Raw genomic sequence first — 18,046 nt, 5'->3', positions numbered from 1 at the left:
GATGACACTGTGATCCTCGAACCAAGGGGGGATCGGTGAAGTTCCGGAATGCACTCGGCGCATTTATGGCGCTTGCGGGGGCCGTGCTCGCCGTACGCGGAGTTCTGCTTCCGTGGCACGGCAAAGAGGCCGGCAGAGACTTCCGTCTTGAGTACCTCTTCCATGATGGACGGTTATCCCGACTCGGGCAGTTCGATTCGCTTCTCTATCTGATGGTCGCCGGTGGCGTGCTCGCCGTTCTCGCCGTCAAGAACAAGTCGCGATGGCTCGCCGTCATGGGGGGTTCGCTCGTCGTCGTGGCGACCGTCTGGTGGATCTGGCGCGATGCCGAGAGCATGGGCGGATCGACCGTGAAGGCGTATGCGGACCGCATGCCTTACGGAGTGAAAGAGACTCTGCTCGGCGGCGCGGTCCTGCTCGGCGGCGGTATTTTGATGCCGGAATCCGAAGGCAAGAGCAAGTCCGCCATGAGTGGCTACATCTTCGGTTTTCTTCCCTGGATCGTTTACGCCCTCGTCGCGGGCAAGGACCCGAAGTCAAGTGCTCTGGTGGGCCTGGTGGCCGCCGCGGGCACCGTCTTCATCGGCCGCCGCAAAGGCAATGCGTGGGACGAGATGGTCATCGAGTCCAGTGCCGTCGTGTTCTTCGGTGCGATGACATGGATCGTCCACAAGTCCCCTGACTCCCCGCTGATCACCTACAGTCCGGCCCTGGTGGACGCCTGGCTCGGGGCCACCGCGCTCGCCTCGATCGTGGTCCTCAGGCCGTTCACCCTCGCGCTCGCCCGCAAGATCGCGCCGGTGAGCGTGCACGACACGGCGGCGTTCTTCCGTACCAATACCGTGATCACATTCGTCTGGGCCCTGTCGTTCGCGGCCGCGGGAGGAGTTCTCGCGCTCGCCATTCGCTCCGGGAGTCAGACGGCGCAATACATAGTCTTCGTAAAGGTCGCCAGCTTCGCCGTTCCTGCAATATTCAGTTCGCGTTACCCGAAGATTGCCGCCAAGCGCTAGGGTGACGCGTCCGCATCGGGTGCGGCGTACAAAGATTGGTTTCTGTCATGACAGAGGCGATGGTTTTTCCGGGAATGGGTCCGACCACGTTCTCGGATCTGGGTAAATTCCTGTTGATCAATCCGCTGGCCAAGGAGCTGCGGCAGATCGCCGACGAGGTCCTCGGGTACTCGTTGTTCGACGCCTTCCGCGAGACCGACGACCCGTACGCCGAGTCCGCGCAGGTCGCCTTCATGGTCGCCTGCACCGCGCTCGCCGAGTGGGCCCAGAGCGAGCTCGGCGTCTCGCCCGACGCGGTCGTCGGCCCGAGCTTCGGCGAGAAGCCGCTCATCGGCTTCAGCGGCGCCCTCGACTTCCCGGACGCCGTCGCGATGACCGCGGGGCTCGCCCGCTGCACCGCGGAGTACTTCGCCGTCGAGCACCGTGACGTCGTCACCCAGTCGTTCGTGCGCGCCCCGGCGGAGGGGCTGCAGGAGCTGCTCGCCGGGATGGACGAGCGCGGCGAGTGGCACGAGCTGTCCTGCCTGCTCGACGACGGCTTCTGTATGATCTCGCTGCACGAGGCCCAACTGGATGAGTTCCAGCGGCAGTTGAAGGCGCTCGGCGCGCTCCCGCTCTACACCATGCGGCCGCCGATGCACTCCTCGCTCTTCGCGGGACTGCGGGACAAGGCCGCCAGGGACGTCATCGACGGCCTTGCGCTGCGCGACCCGAAACTCCTGGTCGTCGCCGACCAGGACGGCCACCCGATCCACACCGCCGAGGAGCTGCGCACCATGCTCCTCGACCACTTCGTACGGCCCGTCGACTGGCCCGCCGCGCTGCACGCGCTGCGCGAGCGAGGCGTCGACCGGCTCGTCATCGCGGGACCCGACCGCCTCTTCGGCCGGGTCCGGTGCGCCACCAGTGCCTTCGACGTCGTCACCGTCGACCCGACGCGTGCGGCACGACGGACCAGAACGGGGATATGACGCAATGAGTACCACCACAGCGGACAGTCGCGGCCCCGGCAGCGCCGACGCCGCGGACATACCCTGGGGCGCCGGCACACCGGACGCCGCCGGCGCCCCCTTGCACGGACGTTTCCTGCGCGGCCTCGCCGTCGCGCCGCACCGCCCCGCCTTCCGCGTCGACGGCCACGAGGTGACGTACGCCGAAGCGCACGCCAAGGCGCTCGCCTGGGCCGGGGCGCTCGCCCACGCCACGGAGGAACTCCCGCGCACGGTCGCGGTCCTCGCGACGAAGAGCGAAGAGGCGTACGTCGGCCTGCTGGCCGCCCTCTACCTGGGGGCCGCCGCCGTCCCGATGCACCCCGGATTCCCGGCAGCCCGCAACCGGGCCGTCCTCGAAGCCGCCGCCGTCGACGCGGTGATCGCCGACCGGCACGGTCTCGCCGCCCTCGACGCCCTGCCGGAACCAGGACCCGGCGTCCCGGTCCTCGCGCCGTCCGCGGCAGGGACGGACCGCACCGGGACGGACCGCAACGGGACGGACCGCACCGGGCCGGACGTCCTCACCCGGGCGCCCGCGGGCACCGCGCTCCTCGCGCCCCGGGAGGTGCGCCACGAGGACATCGCGTACATCCTCTTCACCTCCGGCTCCACCGGCCGCCCCAAGGGCGTGCCCACCACGCACGGTGCCACCGACAGCTACTTCCGTACGCTCGACGCCCGTTACGGCTTCGGACCCGACGACGTCTTCACGCAGACCTTCGACCTCACCTTCGACTGCGCGATGTTCGACCTGTTCTGCGCGTGGGGCGCGGGCGGCTGCGTGGTGCCGCTGTCCGCGCGGGCCTACCACTCACTGCCGGCGTACCTCGCGGAGCAGCAGGTGACCGTGTGGTTCTCCACCCCCGGTGCCATCGCGCTCGCCCGGCGCGCCGGGGCACTCGCCCCCGGCGCCCTGCCCGGACTGCGCTGGAGCCTGTTCGCGGGCGACGTACTGCACCGCAAGGACGCCGATGAGTGGCAGGCGGCCGCACCGGCCTCCGCGGTCGAGAACCTCTACGGCCCCACCGAACTCACCATCACCGTCACCGCGCACCGCCTCGCGCCGGACACCCCCGACGAGCGGTACGTGAACGGGGCCGTGCCCATCGGCACCCTGCACGACACCCTCGACGCCGTACTGCTCGCGCCCGGCGGAACGGACGCCGCCGCCCCGGCAGCCGGTGACGGTGCCGTCGAGGGCGAACTGTGCGTCACCGGGCCGCAGATGTTCTCCGGGTACCTCGACCCGGCCGAGGACGAGGGCCGGTTCGTGGAGCGGGCGGGCCGCCGCTACTACCGCACCGGCGATCGCGTACGCCGCTACGCCGACGGCGAGATCGCCTACCTCGGCCGCGCCGACGACCAGGCCCAGGTCAACGGCTGGCGCGTGGAGCCCGCCGAGGTCGGGCACAGCCTGCGCGGGCTCGACGGCGTGGAGGACGCGGTCGTCGTCGCCGTCGAGACGGCACCGGGCGGCGGCCACCAGCTCGCCGGGTTCTACACCGGCCGCCGCGAGAGCCCGGCCGTGCTCGCCAGGCACCTGGCCGAGGAACTGCCCGCGGCCACCGTGCCCCGCCTCCTGCACCACCTGGACGAGTTCCCGCTGAACGCCAACCGCAAGACCGACCGGACGGCGCTCAAGGAGCTCGCGGCCATTCTCCTGGACGGCGGCGGGACCCGCCGCTGACCCGGCCCCCCGGCACCCCTTCCCCCCGGCACCCCTTCCCCCCGCACCCCTTCCCCCGCACCACGCCTCGCCGTACGACAGCTCGTACACGCAGCCCCTCGTACGCACAAACCCCGCACTGAGCAAGACCGCAGAGAACCGTCGGCTCTAGAGAGCCCGAAATAGCTTGATAGAGCCTGACAAAGGCTGACAAGGAGAAGCCCGTGGACGCCCCTGACACCGACCACAGCACCCCCCGGCTCCTGCACGACCTGCTCGACGCCACGGCCACCGCGCGGCCGGACGCCGTCGCCGTCGCCGACTCCCGCGACGAGTGGACCTGGCGGACCCTCGTCGACAAGAGCCACGAGGCGGCCGTCTGGCTGCGCGCGCAGGGTGTGCTGCCCGGTGACCGGGTCGTCGTGCGGCTGCCGAACGTCCGCGAGTCCGTGGCGCTCCTGTACGCCGCCTCACGCTGCGGCGCCGCACTCGTGCCGCTCAGTACGGAGATGAAGGACTTCCACCTCCGGGCCGTGCTCGCCGACTGCGCGCCGCGCCTGGTGGTCGTCACGGACGGCGCGGGCGACGCCGTGCGCGCGCTCACCGACCGGAGCGTGCACGAAGTCGGCGTGCTGTGGGGCGAGTTGGCGCCCGGCGCGCGCCTCGCGGACACCGGGCGCCCGCCGGCCGACGCGCCCGGCGTGCTCATCTACACCTCGGGATCCACGTCCACGCCCAAGGGCATCATCTGCCCGCACGCCCAGATGACCTTCGCCGCGGACTCCATCAACCAGGTCCTCGGCTACCGCGCCGACGACACCGTCTTCGTCCGCGTACCGCTCTCCTTCGACTACGGCCTCTTCCAGGTGCTGCTGTGCGCGCTGTCGGGCGCGAGGCTCCACCTCGCCGACAGCGAAGCCGACGCGAAGCTGTACACGCTCATCCGCGAGACCGGCGCGACCGTCCTGCCGATGGTGCCGTCCCTGGGCGGCCCGCTGATCCGCCTCGCCGAACGCGACCCGGGCGAGACGAGCCTGCGCATGTTCACCAGCACCGGCGCGGCACTGGAGCAGCGCGTCATCGAGGGATTGTGGCGCACCTACCCGGGCGCCCGCGTGGTGCGGATGTACGGCATCACCGAGTGCAAGCGCATCACCGTCATGCCGCCCGACGAGGACCACGAACGCCCCGGCTCCAGCGGCCGCCCCATCCCCGGCACCCGCGTCGCCGTCCTGGACGAGGACGGGAACGAGGTCCCGGCGGGCACCAGCGGCGAGATAACCGTCACCGGACCGCACGTCATGGCCGGGTACTGGGAGCTGCCCGAGATCACCGCGCGCACCTTCCGCACCGACCCGGCCACCGGCGCCACCCGCCTGCACACCGGCGACTACGGACACCTCGACGAGGACGGCTACCTCTACTTCGAGGGCCGCCGCGACGACATGTTCAAGCGCAAGGGCATGCGGGTGTCGACCATCGAGATCGAGGCCGCCGCGATGGACGTACCCGGCGTGCGCAACGCCGCCGTGCTCAAGCCGGCCGAGGGCCGGGACCTGATGATCTTCATCGAGTCGGACAGCCTGACCCCGCAGGCCGTGCTGCGCGAACTCGCCGACCGCCTGGAGGCGGTGAAGGTGCCGTCGCTGTGCCGCGTCATCGACTCCTTCCCGCTGAACTCCAACGGCAAGAACTCCAAGCAGCAGCTCGAAGCGATGCTCGACGCGGGGGAGCAGGCCGCGCGATGACCCTCACCGACCGTGACCTGGTGGAGCGCTACGGCTCCCCGCTGTACGTGTACGACCTCGACCGGGTCGCCGCCGCCCGCGACGACCTCATGGCCGCGCTGCCCGACGGTTTCACGCTGTACTACTCGCTCAAGGCCAACCCGCACCCCGGCCTCGTACGGGCCCTGCGCGAGGGCGAACGCCCCTGCCGCGCGGAGGTGTGCTCGACCGGTGAACTCGCCGCCGCCGTCGAGGCCGGCCACGCGCCGGAGACCATCCTCTACTCGGGCCCCGGCAAGACCTCCGACGAGCTCACGGACGCGCTCACCCGCGGTGTGCGGACCTTCTCCGTCGAGTCGCCGGGCGACCTGCGCAGGCTCGGCGCCACCGCCGTGCGTCACGGGGTCGAGGCCCGGGTGCTGATCCGCGTCAACGCGACGGACGCCGCCGCGACCACCAGCATCCGTATGACCGGCACGGCCTCCCAGTTCGGCTTCGACGCCGAGACGCTCCCCGGCGTGCTGCCGGAACTCCGCGAGGTCGAGGGCGTCCGCGTCCTGGGCGCGCACTTCTTCCCGCTGAGCAATTCCCGCGACGAGGACAGCCTCATCGCCGAGTTCACCGCGACGATCGCCACCGCCGCGGCACTGGAGGCCGAACTCGGCCTGCCCCTGGACGTGCTGGACATCGGCGGCGGATTCGGCGCACCGTACTCCGTACCCGGCGAGCGGCCCGTGTACGCCGGTCTGCGCGCCGCCCTGGAGAAGGCCCTCGACACGCACCTGCCGCGGTGGCGCGACGGCGGCCTGGAGATCGCCTGCGAGTCGGGCCGCCATCTCGTCGGCGACAGCGGCCGACTGCTCACCTCGGTGACCAACGTCAAGCACAGCCGCGGCAAGACCTTCGCGATCCTCGACGCGGGCATCAACACGCTGGGCGGCATGGCGGGCCTCGGCAGGCTGCTGCCGCTCGCCGTCGAACCGGTGGCGGGCGGCGCGGGAGGCGCGGGCGGTGCGGGCGGCGTGGGCGGCGTGGGCGGCGTGGGCGGCGCGGGCACGGAGACTGCCGTCTCGCTCGCGGGCCCGCTCTGCACCCCGGGCGATCTGCTCGCACGGTCGGCGCGGCTGCCCGTGCCCGCACCGGGCGACGTACTCGCCGTCCCGAACGTCGGCGCGTACGGCCTGACGGCGAGCCTGACGCACTTCCTCGGCCGCCCGGCCCCCACGGAGGTCCTGGTCCGCGGCGGCGAGGTCGTCTCCGCCACCCGCCTGACCTCGTCCCGCGTGGCCATCGACAGCGGAGCCAAGTGACATGAACGAGTCCTCAGAGTTCCCGGCGCAGATCCCGGGGCGGGAAGCGGCGCAGATCCCGGCGCGGGATGCGGCGCAGATCCCGGCGCGGGATGCGGCGCAGACACCGGAGCACTTCCGGGCGGAGCTGGCCGGTCTGCCGGTGGCGGAGCAGTTCCGGCGGCTGCGCGGCCTGGTCCTGCGCGAGGCCGCCGCGTCGCTGCGTGCCGCCGACCGCGAGCCGTCCGTGCCCCTCGACCCGGCCCTGCCCTTCCTGCGTCTCGGCTTCGACTCGCTCGCGATGGTCGACCTCCAGCGGCGGCTGACCGAGGCGACCGGCGCCGAACTGCCCGCGTCCGTGGCGTTCGACCACCCGTCGGCGCAGGCGCTCGCGCAGGAGCTGATGAGGACGGTGCTCGGTGTGGACCCGCGGGAGGCGGCTCACGTGGTCGTGGCCTCCGGGGCCGCGAGGCGCGGGGATGCGATGCCTGGGGCCGCGACGCGCGAGGATGCGATGCCCTCGCTGTCCGGGGCCGACGCCTCCGATGAGCCGGTCGCGATCGTCGGCATGGCCTGCCGCTACCCCGGCGACATCACCTCGCCCGAGGAACTCTGGGACCTGATCGCCTCCGGCGGCGACGCCATCGGCGCGCTGCCGGCCGACCGCGGCTGGGACGTGGCGGGCCTGTACGACCCGGACCCGGACGCGCCCGGCAAGACGTACGCCCGCGCGGGCGGATTCCTTTACGGTGCCGCCGAGTTCGACGCGGACTTCTTCGGGATCAGCCCGCGGGAGGCCGCCGCGATGGACCCGCAGCAGCGGCTGACCCTGGAGACGTCCTGGGAGGCCCTGGAGCGGGCCGGAATCGATCCGGACACGGTGCGTTCCACCGCGACCGGCGTCTTCATCGGGGCCGAGCCGCAGGAGTACGGACCGCTCCTCCACCAGGCGCCCGCCGGTTACGAGGGCTACCTCCTCACCGGCAGCACGACCAGCGTCATCTCAGGCCGGATCGCCTACGCGCTCGGCCTGGAAGGCCCCACCCTCACCGTCGACACGGCCTGCTCCTCGTCGCTGGTGGCCCTGCACCTGGCGGCGCAGGCGCTGCGCGGCGGCGAGTGCTCGCTGGCCCTGGCGGGCGGCGTCTCGGTGATGTCGAGCCCGGGTACGTTCACGGCCTTCAGCCGGCAGCGGGGCCTCTCCGCGGACGGTCGGTGCAAGGCATACGCGGAGGGTGCGGACGGCACGGGCTGGGGCGAGGGCGTGGGTGTCCTGGTCCTGGAGAAGTTGTCGGATGCGAGGCGCAACGGGCATCGCGTGCTGGCGGTGCTGCGCGGCTCCGCGGTCAACCAGGACGGCGCGAGCAACGGTCTGACGGCCCCCAACGGGCCTTCCCAGCGGCGCCTCATCGAACAGGCGCTGGCGTCGGCACGGCTGACGTCGGCCGACGTGGATGTGGTCGAGGGGCATGGGACCGGGACGCGGCTTGGCGACCCGATCGAGGCGCAGGCGCTGTTGGCCACGTATGGGCAGGGTCGGGCGGGGGCTGAGCCGTTGTGGCTGGGTTCGGTGAAGTCGAATCTGGGTCATACGCAGGCGGCTGCTGGTGTCGCGGGGATCATGAAGATGGTCTTGGCGATGCAGCACGAGACTCTTCCGGCGACATTGCATGTGGATGCGCCGAGTTCGCAGGTGGACTGGGGCTCGGGTGAGGTGCGGCTGCTGACGGAGGCACGGGAGTGGCCTGCCGGGCGGGCCGGGGAGCGGGTGCGGCGGGCCGGTGTCTCGTCCTTCGGTATCAGCGGCACCAACGCCCACGTGATCGTCGAGGAAGCTCCGCCCATGGAGGGCGAAGTTGCTTCTGTGGAGCGCGAGTTGGTGGTCGTTCCGTGGGTGCTGTCGGGGAAGACGGCGGAGGCGGTTCGGGATCAGGCGGCGCGGCTTCTGTCGTACGTGGGTGAGCGGTCGGAGGTTGATCCGGCTGGTGTTGGGTTGTCGTTGGCGACTGAGCGGGCGGCGTTCGCTCATCGTGCCGGTGTGGTGGCCGGGGACCGGGATGGTCTGCTGGACGGGCTGCGGGCGATTGCTCACGGTCGTGCGGACTCGCACATCGCCGATGCGGACGGCCGGTTGGGGGTCGTCCTGACGGGTCAGGGCAGCCAGCGTCTGGGGATGGGGCGTGAGTTGTGTGACGCCTTCCCGGTGTTCGCTGCCGCGTGGGACGAGGTGTGTGCCGCGCTCGACGTGCACTTGGATCGGCCGCTTGCCGAGGTCGTGTTCGGTGCGGACGCGCAGGTGTTGGATGAGACTGGGTTCACGCAGCCCGCACTGTTCGCGTTCGAGGTGGCGCTGTTCCGGCTCATCGAGTCATGGGGTGTGCGGGCGGAGGTGCTCGCCGGGCACTCGGTGGGCGAGTTGGTCGCCGCCTATGTCGCCGGGGTCTGGTCGCTGGACGACGCGGCGTTGCTGGTGTGTGCGCGGGGCCGGCTGATGCAGGGCCTGCCTTCTGGCGGGGCGATGTGTGCGGTGCAGGCCGGTGAGGACGAGGTGCGGGCGGCTCTCGTCGATGGGGTCGACATCGCCGCCGTGAACGGGCCCGCCTCTGTAGTGATTTCCGGTAGCGAGGCTGCCGTGAATGAAGTCGCCGCGTACTTCCGCGAGTTGGGTCGCAAGGTGAAGCGGCTGACGGTCAGCCACGCCTTCCACTCCTCGCTGATGGAGCCGATGCTCGCCGAGTTCCGGCAGTACGCGCAGGTCATCGAGTACGCGCCGCCCTCCGTCACCCTCGTGTCCACGCTGACCGGGCAGGTGCTGACGTACGAGGAGCTGTCGGACCCCGAGTACTGGGTGCGGCACGCGCGCGGTGCCGTGCGGTTCGGCGACGCCGTCGGGACGATCGCCGCGACGGGCGTCAGCACTCTTCTGGAGGTGGGCCCGGACGCGGTGCTGACCGCGATGGCCGCCGAGACCCTCACCGGAATGGAAGCCGTGGTGGTACCGGGGCTGCGGAAGGACCGCGGTGAGGCCCGGACGCTGACCGAAGCGGTGACCCGGCTGTACGCGCACGGTGTGGCCGTCGACTGGCGGGCCTTCTTCGACGGTACGGGTGCCACGCCGGTGGACCTGCCGACGTACGCCTTCCAGCGGCAGCGCTACTGGATGGACGCCTCTGCCGCCGACGCCGAAGCCGATGCCGGCGCGCTCGGGCTCGCCTCCGCCGGGCACCCGCTGCTCGGTGCCGTCGTGACCGTGGCGGGTTCCGCGCCGGGTGCGGAGCGGCTCGTCCTGACCGGGCGGCTCTCGGTCGCCGCGCAGCCGTGGCTGGCCGATCACGCGATGGGCGGGACGGTACTGCTGCCCGGCACCGGGTTCGTGGAGCTCGCGGTGCGGGCCGGGGACGCGGTCGGCTGCGACGTACTGGAGGAGCTGACGCTCCAGGCGCCGCTCGTGCTCGAACCGGACGGCGCGGGCGTCGAGTTCCAGATCGTGGTCGAGGAGCCGGACGCCGGTGGCCGGCGCGCGCTGGGCGTGTACTCCCGTGCGGGCGAAGCCGAATGGACTCGGCACGCGGTGGGTTCGCTGCGGGCCGGCGGGGCCCGGGACGGCGACGCCGGGACCGGGCAGGGCGGGACCGGGCAGGGCGGGACCGGGCCGGGCGGGGCCGGGCAGGGCGGGAGCTGGCCGCCCGCGGGCGCGGAGACCATCCCCGTCGAGGACGCGTACGAGCGCATGAGCGCCCAGGGGTACGGCTACGGGCCCGCCTTCCAGGGACTCCGTGCGGCCTGGCGGCGCGGCGACGAGATGTACGCCGAGGTCGCGCTGGACGACGGTGTCGACACCGACGGATACGCCGTGCATCCCGCGCTGCTCGACGCGGCGCTGCACGTCATCGGCGTGGACGAGGACGCACGCGGCACGGAGCTGCCGTTCTCCTGGACGGACGTTGTGTTCCACGCTTCCGGCGCGCGGGAGCTGAGGGTGCGGGTGACGCCGACGCCGGGCACATCGTCCGCCGTCACGATGCACCTGACCGACACCGCGGGTTCGCCGGTCGCGACCGTTGGCTCACTGGCGCTGCGTCCGCTGGACGCGCGGCAGCTCGCGGGCGGCCCCGGCCTGCCGCTCCACCACGTGGAGTGGACGCAGGTCTCGCAGGATGCCCTGGGTACCCGGGACGTTCGGGACTCCCGGGACATGCAGGTCACGCCGGGGGCGGTCGTCGTCTTCGACGTGCCGGACGAGGATCCGCTCGCCGCTGTGCTCGGCCGCGTACAGCAGTGGCTGGCGGACGACGACGGGCGCGCTCCGGAGAGCCGCCTCGCCGTGGTGACGCGGGGCGCGGCAGCCGTGCTGCCCGGCGAGAGCGTCGAGGCGGTGGCCCTGGAACAGGCGGCGGTACGAGGACTGGTGCGGGCCGCGCAGGCCGAACACCCGGACCGAGTCGTGCTCGTGGACATCGCGGGGGCCGGCGTCTCGGGGGCCGGTGTCGTGGATGCCGTGGGCGTCGTGGGCGCCCTTGTCGCGGACGAGCCGGAGCTGGCGCTGCGCGAGGGGCGCGTGTACGTGCCGCGCCTGGTGCGTACGGTCACGGTGCCGGACGACGAGTCATCCCCGTTCCGGCTCTCGCCCTCGCCCTCCGCCTCCGCCTCGCCCTCCGCCTCCGCCTCCGCCTCCTTCTTCGCCGGAGGGCGTGAGGGCGGAACGGTCCTCGTGACGGGCGGTACCGGCGGGCTGGGCGCGGCGGTCGCCCGTCACCTGGTGACCGAGCACGGCGTACGCAGCCTGCTGCTCGTCAGCCGTCGTGGCCCCGACGCCCCTGGCGCCGAGGAACTCCACCGCGATCTGGGCCAGTTGGGTGCGGAGGTCACCATCGCGGCCTGCGACGTGACCGACCGCGCGGCTCTCGCGGCCCTTCTGGACGGTGTGGCGGCGACCGGCGGCCGGCTGAGCGGTGTCGTGCACGCGGCGGGAGCCCTGGACGACGCGACCTTCCTGGCGCAGACGCCCGAGCGGCTGCGCACGGTCTTCGCCGCGAAGGCGGACGCGGCACGCCTGCTGCACGAGCTGACGGCGGACAGGGACTTGGACGCGTTCGTGCTGTTCTCCTCCGCGGCGGCCACCTTCGACGGCGCGGGCCAGGCCAACTACGCCGCCGCCAACGCTTACTTGGACGCCCTCGCCCAGCACCGCCGCGGCCTCGGCCTCCCGGGCCTCTCCCTGGCCTGGGGCCTGTGGGACCCGTCGGCGGGCGGCATGGGAGCCGGGCTGAGCGAGGCGGACCTGGCGCGCGTGGCACGCGCCGGAACCCCCGCCCACACCGAGGCACAGGGCCTCGCGATGTTCGACACCGCCCTGCGTGAGGAGCGGGCACACCTGCTGGGCCTGCGCCTTGACACGAACGCGCTGGGCCGCAGGGCCGAATCGTCCGGTGTGCCTGCCGTCCTGCGCGGCCTCACCCGCCCCTCCGTGGCGCGGCGCGCCGCGGCCGCGAGCGGCACCTCGGGCGGCGGCGCGCACGAACTCCGCGCGCAGCTTGCCGTGTTGCCCGAGGCCGAGCGTGAACGCCACCTCCTGGCCGTGGTCCGTACGCACGTCGCGACCGCCCTCGGCCACGAGAGCCCCGAGGCGGTCGACCCGGCCCGCGGCTTCGGCACGCTCGGGTTCGACTCGCTCGCCGCGGTCGAACTCCGCAACCGTCTCGGCGTCGCCACCGGCCTGCGCCTCCCGGCGACGCTCACCTTCGACTACCCGAACACCCAGGCCCTTGCCGGCTATCTGCGGGAGCAGCTGGTGGACGGGCCGCAGACTTCGGACCCGGCCGCCGGAGCGGCTCCGGGAGCGGCTCCCGGAGCGGCCGTGTCCGCCGCCGCCGACGACGACGCGGCGGTCGCGATCGTCGGGATGGCGTGCCGCTTCCCCGGTGGGGTCTCCTCGCCGGAAGGTCTGTGGGACCTCCTCGCGACGGGCGGCGACGCGATCTCCGCCTTCCCCGAGGACCGTGGGCCGGCCTGGCGAGCGGCCTACGACCCCGACCGGGACGCCGTCGGCAAGACGTACTCCGACGAGGGCGGATTCCTCGACGGCGCTGCCGAGTTCGACGCGGACTTCTTCGGGATCAGCCCGCGCGAGGCGCTGGCGACGGACCCGCAGCAGCGGCTGCTCCTGGAGACGTCGTGGGAGGCTCTGGAGCGGGCCGGGATCGACCCGGACGCGGTGCGTGGCAGCGCCACCGGTGTCTTCGCCGGCGTCATGTACCACGACTTCGCCACCCGGCTCCACGACGTCCCGGAGGAGCTTGCGGGCTACCTCGGCAACGGCGGCCTCGGCAGCGTCGTCTCCGGCCGCGTCGCCTACGCGTTGGGTCTTGAGGGTCCCGCGGTGTCGGTGGACACGGCGTGTTCGTCATCGCTGGTGTCGGTGCACTTGGCGGCGCAGGCGCTGAGGGGTGGCGAGTGCTCGCTGGCCCTGGCGGGCGGCGTGACGGTGATGACGACCCCTGACACCTTCGTGGACTTCAGCCGTCAGCGGGGTCTTGCGGCGGATGGCCGGTGCAAGGCGTATGCGGAGGGTGCGGACGGTACGGGTTGGGGCGAGGGTGTGGGTGTCCTGGTCCTGGAGAGGTTGTCGGATGCGCGGCGTAACGGGCATCGGGTGCTGGCGGTGGTGCGGGGTTCGGCGGTCAATCAGGACGGTGCGAGCAGCCAGTTGACGGCGCCGAATGGTCCTTCGCAGCAGCGGGTGATTCGTCAGGCGCTGGCGGCGGCTGGTGTGTCTGCCGGTGATGTGGATGTGGTCGAGGGCCATGGGACCGGGACGCGGCTCGGGGACCCGATCGAGGCGCAGGCGTTGCTGGCGACGTATGGGCAGGGTCGGTCGGGGGGTGAGCCGTTGTGGCTGGGTTCGGTGAAGTCGAATCTGGGTCATACGCAGGCTGCTGCTGGTGTCGCGGGGATCATGAAGATGGTTCTGGCGATGCAGCATGAGGTTCTTCCGGCGACGTTGCATGTGGATGCGCCGAGTTCGCAGGTGGACTGGGCTGCGGGTGAGGTGCGGCTGCTGACAGAGGCGCGGGAGTGGCCTGCCGGGCGGGCCGGGCGTGCGGGGGAGCGGGTGCGGCGGGCTGGTGTGTCGTCGTTCGGTATCAGCGGCACCAACGCCCACGTGGTCGTCGAGGAAGCTCCGCCCCTGGAGGACGAAGTGGCCTCTGTGGGACGGAAGTTGGTGGCTGTTCCTTGGGTGCTGTCGGGGAAGACGGCGGAGGCGGTTGGGGATCAGGCGGCGCGGCTTCTGTCGTACGTGGGTGAGCGGTCGGAGGTTGATCCGGCTGGTGTTGGGTTGTCGTTGGCGACTGAGCGGGCGGCGTTCGCTCATCGTGCCGGTGTGGTGGCCGGGGACCGGGATGGTCTGCTGGACGGGCTTCGGGCGATTGCAGACGGTCGTGCGGACTCGCACATCGCTGATCCGGACGGCCGGTTGGGGATCGTCCTGACGGGTCAGGGCAGTCAGCGTCTGGGGATGGGGCGTGAGTTGTGTGACGCCTTCCCGGTGTTCGCTGCCGCGTGGGACGAGGTGTGTGCCGCGCTGGACGTGCACCTGGATCGTCCGCTTGCCGAGGTCGTGTTCGGTGCGGACGCGCAGGTCTTGGATCAGACCGGGTTCACGCAGCCCGCACTGTTCGCGTTCGAGGTGGCGCTGTTTCGGCTCATCGAGTCGTGGGGCGTGCGCGCTGATGTGCTGGCCGGGCATTCCATAGGTGAGCTGGCGGCCGCCTACGTTGCCGGGGTCTGGTCACTGGACGACGCTGCCCGGCTGGTCTGCGCTCGGGGCCGGCTGATGCAGGACCTTCCGGCCGGCGGGGCGATGTGTGCCGTGCAGGCCACCGAGGACGAGGTGCGCGCCGCCCTGGTCGACGGGGTCGACATCGCCGCCGTGAACGGGCCCACCTCCCTGGTGATCTCGGGAGTCGAGTCTGCCGTCGATCAAGTGGCCGCGCACTTCGCTGGGTTGGGCCGCAAGGCGAAGCGGCTGACGGTCAGCCACGCCTTCCACTCATCCCTGATGGAGCCGATGCTGGCCGAGTTCGGTGAGGTCGCTGCCGGTCTCACGTACGAGCGGCCGCGCCTGTCGCTCGTATCGACGCTGACGGGTCAGGCCCTCTCGTACGAGGAACTGTCGGACCCCGAGTACTGGGTGCGGCAGGTGCGCGGCACGGTCCGGTTCGCCGACGCGGTGAACACCCTCACTGGGCAGGGTGTGAGCGCCTTCCTGGAGGTGGGCCCGGACGCGGTACTGACCGCGATGGCCGCCGAGACCCTCACCGACAGCGACGCCGCGTTGGTTCCGGCCCTGCGCCGGGACCGGGCCGAGACTCAGGCGCTGACCGAAGCGATCACTCGTCTCCACCTGCACGGCGCCTCCGTCGACTGGCGGGCCTTCTTCGACGGTACGGGTGCCACGCCGGTGGACCTGCCGACGTACGCCTTCCAGCGGCAGTGCTACTGGCTGGACGCCGGTGAGCCCCGTGGGGCCGATGTGTCGGTGGCAGGCCAGGCCGCCACCGGTCATCCCTTGCTGGGGGCGGCGGTTGAGCTTCCGGACTCCGATGCGGTGCTGTTCACCGGGCGTCTGTCGCTGATGTCGCATGGGTGGCTTGCGGATCATGCGGTGGGTGGCGTGGTTGTGGTGCCGGGTGCGGCGGTCGTGGAGATGGTGGTGCGGGCCGGCGACGAGGTCGGCTGCGGAACGGTCGAGGACCTGACGCTCCATGCCCCGCTGGTCGTGGACGAGCGTGGTGCGGTGGTGCTGCGGGTCCAGGTCGGCGAGGCCGATGAGGCCGGGCGCAGGGCCGTGAGTGTCCACTCGCGTCCGGATGACGCGGCGGACGTGCCGTGGACCCGGCATGCCGAGGGTGTGCTGGTGGCCGGGGTTCCGGAGGCGGACTTCGATCTGGGGGTGTGGCCGCCGGCCGGTGCGGAGCCGGTCGCGGTGGACTCGCTGTATGGGGATCTCGCGGTGTCCGGTTTGGAGTACGGGCCTGTCTTCCAGGGCCTGAAGGCTGCCTGGCGTGCGGGTGACGACGTCTACGCCGAGGTCGTCCTGCCGGAGGGCACCGCGACCGACGGCTTTGGGCTGCATCCGGCGCTCCTCGACGCCGCCCTGCACGGCATCGGGCTGAGCCCGCAGGCGGGTGAGGAAGCCGAACTGCCCTTCTCCTGGAGCGATGTCACCTTGCACGCGGCTCAGGCGGGTGCGTTGCGGGTGCGGATCACGCCCGGTGGTTCGGGGTGGGTGCTGCGGCTTGCCGACAGTGCGGGCGCACCCGTGGCCACGATCGGCTCGCTCGCACTGCGGCCCGTGAACGCGCAGGACCTCCGGGCGACCGCGACGCGGGATCTCTACCACGTCGAATGGACGCCTTTGGCGCTCCCCGAGAGCACCGATGGCGGCGACAGCGGCGACAGCGCCGGCCGGGTCACGGTCCTACGGTGCTTCCCCGGCGCGGAGCCGCACGCCGAGCCCTACGACTCCGTCAGCGACACCCTCGTACGCCTTCAGAAGTGGCTCGCCGAGTCCGGCGATGCCGATGAGGAGCGGCTGGTGGTCGTGACGCGCGGGGCGGTGGCCGTGCGGCCCGGGGAGGACGTGAGCCATCCGGGGCAGGCCGCCGTGCGCGGTCTGGTGCGGGCGGCGCAGGACGAGAACCCCGGCCGCATCGTCCTGGTGGACACGGACACGGACACGGACACGGACACGGACACGGACACGGTCGCCGATGCCGATGTTGACGTCGATGCTGATGCCGCTGACCTCCTTCCCGTGCGGGCGATCCTCGCCGCTGACGAGCCCGAGCTCGCCCTGCGCGACGGAGAGTTCTCGGCACCCCGGCTGGCCCGTGTCCCCGCCCCGACAGCCGCCGCCCCGACAGCCGCCACCTCGGCGGCCGCCGCCCCGGCCGCCCCCTGGTCCACCGGAGGCACAGTCCTCATCACCGGCGGCACCGGAGCCCTGGGCGGGCTCACCGCTCGCCACCTGGTGGCCGTACACGGCGTACGCAGCCTGCTCCTCGTCAGCCGTGGTGGCCCCGCCGCCCCCGGCGCCGGTGAACTCGCCGCCGAGCTCAAGGAGTCGGGCGCGGAGGTCGCCATCGTCGCCTGTGACGTGAGCGATCGCGAGGCGCTCGCCGGACTGCTCGCGCGGCACCCGGACCCGGTGACCGCCGTCGTCCACACGGCGGGCGTGCTCGACGACGCGACCGTCGCGTCGCTCACGCCGGAGCGCCTGCGGACCGTCCTCGCGGTGAAGGCCGACGCGGCCCGTCACCTGCACGAGCTCACCGCTGACCGGCAGCTCGACGCGTTCGTGCTGTTCTCCTCGACGGCGGCCACCTTCGACGGTGCCGGCCAGGGCAACTACGCGGCCGCCAACGCCTACTTGGACGCCCTCGCGGCGCATCGCCGGGCCCACGGGCTGCCCGGCGTCTCGCTCGCCTGGGGGCTGTGGGACCCGTCGGCGGGCGGCATGGGGGCGGGCCTCACCCGCGCCGACGTGGCGCGGGTGGCGCGGACCGGACCGCAGGCGCTCGCGGCCGGACACGGCATGGAGTTGTTCGACGCGGCGCTCGGCACGGGGGCGGCCCACGTGCTGCCGGTGCCGTTCGACGCACGCGCCCTCCAGGAGCGGTCCGCGGCCGGCCGGCTGCCCGCGATCCTGCGCGGCCTGGTCCGCGCACCACAGGCCCGGCGCGGCGCCCCCACCCCCGAGGGCGCCGCGTCCGGACCGGCCACCGGCCTCAAGGAGCGGCTGCTCGAACTCGCCCCCGGCGAGCGGACTCCGGTCGTGCTCGAGCTCGTGCGCACGCACGTCGCAGCCGTCCTCGGGCACGCGGGGCCCGAAGCGGTCGACCCCGAGCGCGGGTTCGGCGGCCTCGGCTTCGACTCGCTGGCGGCCGTGGAGCTGCGCAACCGGCTGAACCCGGCCACGGGGCTGCGGCTGCCCGCGACGCTGATCTTCGACTACCCCACGTGCGAGGTGCTCGCGGAGCACATCCGTGAGCAGCTGGCGCCGCGGGAGACCGGTGCGGCGGCGCTTCGCGCGATCGAGACCGAACTCGCCGGACTCAAGGCACGTCTCGCGGCGGTGGCCGGTGAGCCGGAGCTTGCGGCGGTCGACCGTGCCCGGATCGGCGGGAGCCTGCGTGCCCTGGCCTCGGACTGGACCGCCGCCGGTGGCGCGGACGAAGCCCGCACCGACGCCGGCGCCGACCGGTTGGCCGCCGCGGACGCCGACGAGCTCTTCGGGATTCTCGACGGCGAGTTCGGGCGCGAGTGATGACACCTATGACGACGACGCTACGAATGA

The 18,046-nt window shown here is 72.4% G+C and carries 6 protein-coding genes; all 6 read left to right on the top strand.

Annotated features, from left to right (window positions below; all coding sequences use genetic code 11):
- Positions 1-35: 35 nt before the first annotated feature.
- Positions 36-1,013, top strand: a complete 978-nt coding sequence (locus tag AB0N81_RS27495; protein ID WP_365362817.1) for a hypothetical protein — start codon at positions 36-38, stop codon at positions 1,011-1,013.
- Positions 1,014-1,087: 74 nt separating this feature from the next.
- Positions 1,088-1,984: an ACP S-malonyltransferase gene (locus AB0N81_RS27490; RefSeq protein WP_365362815.1), complete on the top strand. Its 897-nt coding sequence runs from the start codon at positions 1,088-1,090 to the stop codon at positions 1,982-1,984.
- Between the two features lie 4 nt (positions 1,985-1,988).
- On the top strand, positions 1,989-3,692 hold the full coding sequence (locus tag AB0N81_RS27485) for an AMP-binding protein (RefSeq protein WP_365362813.1): 1,704 nt from the start codon (positions 1,989-1,991) through the stop codon (positions 3,690-3,692).
- 203 nt (positions 3,693-3,895) lie between these two features.
- The gene (locus AB0N81_RS27480) at positions 3,896-5,419 is read left to right on the top strand and encodes an AMP-binding protein (protein ID WP_365362811.1); all 1,524 of its coding nucleotides are present in this window, start codon (positions 3,896-3,898) and stop codon (positions 5,417-5,419) included.
- On the top strand, positions 5,416-6,708 hold the full coding sequence (locus tag AB0N81_RS27475) for a type III PLP-dependent enzyme (RefSeq protein ID WP_365362809.1): 1,293 nt from the start codon (positions 5,416-5,418) through the stop codon (positions 6,706-6,708). Before AB0N81_RS27480 ends, AB0N81_RS27475 begins: the two co-directional genes overlap by 4 nt.
- Before the next feature lies 1 nt (position 6,709).
- The gene (locus tag AB0N81_RS27470; protein WP_365362807.1) at positions 6,710-18,016 is read left to right on the top strand and encodes an SDR family NAD(P)-dependent oxidoreductase; all 11,307 of its coding nucleotides are present in this window, start codon (positions 6,710-6,712) and stop codon (positions 18,014-18,016) included.
- The last annotated feature ends 30 nt before the right edge of the window (positions 18,017-18,046 follow it).

The organism is Streptomyces sp. NPDC093510 (assembly GCF_040683555.1).
GTDB lineage: Bacteria > Actinomycetota > Actinomycetes > Streptomycetales > Streptomycetaceae > Streptomyces.
This window is presented reverse-complemented; position numbering and strand designations above follow the sequence as displayed.

Excerpts from the sequence above, each read along its gene's own strand:
- AB0N81_RS27470 (WP_365362807.1), top strand. The coding sequence starts at position 6,710 with ATGAACGAGTCCTCAGAGTTCCCGGCGCAGATCCCGGGGCGGGAAGCG.
- AB0N81_RS27485 (WP_365362813.1), top strand. The coding sequence starts at position 1,989 with ATGAGTACCACCACAGCGGACAGTCGCGGCCCCGGCAGCGCCGACGCC.
- AB0N81_RS27475 (WP_365362809.1), top strand. The coding sequence starts at position 5,416 with ATGACCCTCACCGACCGTGACCTGGTGGAGCGCTACGGCTCCCCGCTG.
- AB0N81_RS27490 (WP_365362815.1), top strand. The coding sequence starts at position 1,088 with ATGGGTCCGACCACGTTCTCGGATCTGGGTAAATTCCTGTTGATCAAT.